2 protein-coding genes are annotated in these 1,479 nt (G+C 63.2%); one reads left to right on the top strand and one right to left on the bottom strand.

The window, feature by feature from the left end; translation table 11 throughout:
• Positions 1 to 97: 97 nt before the first annotated feature.
• Positions 98 to 478, top strand: coding sequence for a class I SAM-dependent methyltransferase (locus tag ACFHYO_RS16070; RefSeq protein WP_231565666.1), 381 nt, complete (start codon positions 98 to 100; stop codon positions 476 to 478).
• 424 nt (positions 479 to 902) lie between these two features.
• Here ACFHYO_RS16070 and lspA read toward each other — a convergent pair whose 3' ends face one another.
• Positions 903 to 1,403: a signal peptidase II gene (gene lspA / locus ACFHYO_RS16065; RefSeq protein ID WP_394321742.1), complete on the bottom strand. Its 501-nt coding sequence runs from the start codon at positions 1,401 to 1,403 to the stop codon at positions 903 to 905.
• Between the last annotated feature and the right edge of the window lie 76 nt (positions 1,404 to 1,479).

Below are 1,479 nucleotides of genomic sequence, written 5' to 3'. Positions count from 1 at the left end.
CCATAAGGTCGGACTTATCATCGCCGTCGAAATCTCGTCAGACGGCTCCCGCCGGAGGCTTACGAAACATATCCTCCCTCGGCTGACGCATCTGGCGATGGGCCAGGATCAACTTCTTCCCTACCGGCGCCGCGCCGCCTCCGGGCTGCATGGACGTGTGCTGGAGATCGGGATCGGCTCGGGCCTGAACCTTGCGCTCTACCCCGAGGCCGTGCGTCAGATCATCGGTGTTGACCCGTCGCCCGAACTCCTCTCTCGGGCCGCGCAAACCTCCCATGGCCTGATGCCCGCGGCCGAGATGATCGAGGGCGTGGCCGAAGCATTGCCGCTGGAGGATCGCAGCGCGCCAGACGCGCACCCCAGTGCTTCCAGCCGACCGCCCCGGCGTCTTGGAAGAGCGCCGTCATCTGCGCCGTCCGCGTCTCGACCTCCGCTTCGGGAAGCGGCACGCCCGACCAGGCGCAGGCAGCTCTGGTGAGGATTTCGCGCACTTCGTCGTAGAGAACGACCTTCTCCGCCGCTTGCCAGTCCCGTGCGTAGCGGTCCAACAGGTCCCGCGTCGTGTTTTCGAGAGCTTCGATCCGCTCCGACGCCATGAGTGACATAAACATCCGCTTCCGATGACGGTGGGCCTCGCCATCGAGCCCCTGGATGCCCTTTTCGCCGAGCAGGGTTCTCTGGATACGCTTCGGCATCGAGCCTGCGCGCACGAGCCCATCCTCGGAATAGAAGACCTCCGCAGCTGCGGCACCAGTCATGCAGATCGTCTTTTGAAAGAGGATGCGGGTCTCGAACAGGTCGCCCTCAAGATCGCGGCATGTGTCCGGAATGAACTCATATGGGTTGCGCAGCAGGGCAAGCGTGCTGTCGATGCCCTTTGCGGATGGAATGCTGGACATCGATTATTTCCCCGTAACGTTTTCTTCTCGGTGGTTACGTTCGGGCTTGTTCTGCGCCGAGCGGAAGCTGTCCCAGAACAGCAGGGCCGCACCGCAGAAAAGCGCCACATCCGCAAGATTGAAGGACGGCCAGTGGTATGTTCCGTAATGGAAATCCAGAAAATCCGGGACGGCCTGATAACGCAGCCGGTCGAGGACATTGCCGAGCGCGCCGCCGATGATCAGACCGAGAGCGGCAGCCGTCAGCCTGTCCGGCGCGCGCCACAACCAGATCAGCAGCCATGCCACGATCACGCCAGCAAGCGCGATGAGACCCCACCAAGGCACGATCCCGCCCAGCATACCGAAGCTGACTCCATCGTTCAGAACCCGCACGAGATTGAGAAAGGGTAGAACCTCGACGCCGCGCTCAAGCGCCGGTGTGTTCAGCGCAAGCGCCTTGGTACCCTGATCGAGGCCGAACGCCGCGATCGCGCAGAGCCCGCCCAGAACGCGGCTGTTCATGCCGCTGCCTTCAGATCGGCCCGCGCATCGCGGATGATTGCCCAAGACGAGTGCAGGAACAGTCCGGCGATGCCGA

The sequence above is a fragment of the Paracoccus panacisoli genome (assembly GCF_042435015.1).
GTDB classification, from domain to species: domain Bacteria; phylum Pseudomonadota; class Alphaproteobacteria; order Rhodobacterales; family Rhodobacteraceae; genus Paracoccus; species Paracoccus panacisoli.
This window is presented reverse-complemented; position numbering and strand designations above follow the sequence as displayed.

Excerpts from the sequence above, each read along its gene's own strand:
- ACFHYO_RS16070 (WP_231565666.1), top strand. The coding sequence starts at position 98 with ATGGGCCAGGATCAACTTCTTCCCTACCGGCGCCGCGCCGCCTCCGGG.
- lspA (WP_394321742.1), bottom strand. The coding sequence starts at position 1,403 with ATGAACAGCCGCGTTCTGGGCGGGCTCTGCGCGATCGCGGCGTTCGGC.